Annotated in this window: 1 pseudogene; it reads right to left on the reverse strand. The window is 67.7% G+C overall.

Annotation, left to right across the window (positions count from 1 at the left end):
- Positions 1-566, reverse strand: a pseudogene (locus tag ACYVDE_RS25785) (hypothetical protein); the annotation flags it as partial.

Genomic DNA, 566 nt, shown 5'->3' on the forward strand with positions numbered 1-566 from the left:
CCCAGCAGCGCCCAGCCGCCGCGCGGGGCCACGTCGCGGGCGCTGCGCTTGAGTTGCGAGGCGTAGCTGACGGACGTTTGCAGGGCATTGAGGGGCCGGGTAGGCGATACTTCGGTAGCCCGGCGCACGGGCAGGTCGTAGCCAAATACCTGCTCGTGCAGCAGGTAGGCACCCACGTTCAGCCCCTGCAAATACTTGGAATGCGTAAGGTTGAGCGGCAGCCGCACACCGGCCAGCAGGCGGGCGTACTGCCACTGGTCGCGCAGCGTCTGGCCCTGGTAAATAATGGCCGCGTCGCGCCCGCCATAGGTTAGCTCAGCATCGAAAACCGGGTAGCGGCCTTGGTAGCTCAGGGCCGCCGTGCCACTGAAGGTGCGCTCCGTCTGGTCGTAGCCCAAGCCGGCGAACAGCTGCGTGGTACTCAATAAATCCTGCGAGCGCAGGCCCACGGCCACCGCGTTGCCCGTCGGGCTCTGCACCACCCCGTAGCTGAACAGGTTGAAAGCGTGGGCCAGCGGCGAGTAGCGCCGCACCCCGTAGCGCGGCGCACTGGCCGAGTCGGGCCG

This window comes from Hymenobacter agri (assembly GCF_054778495.1).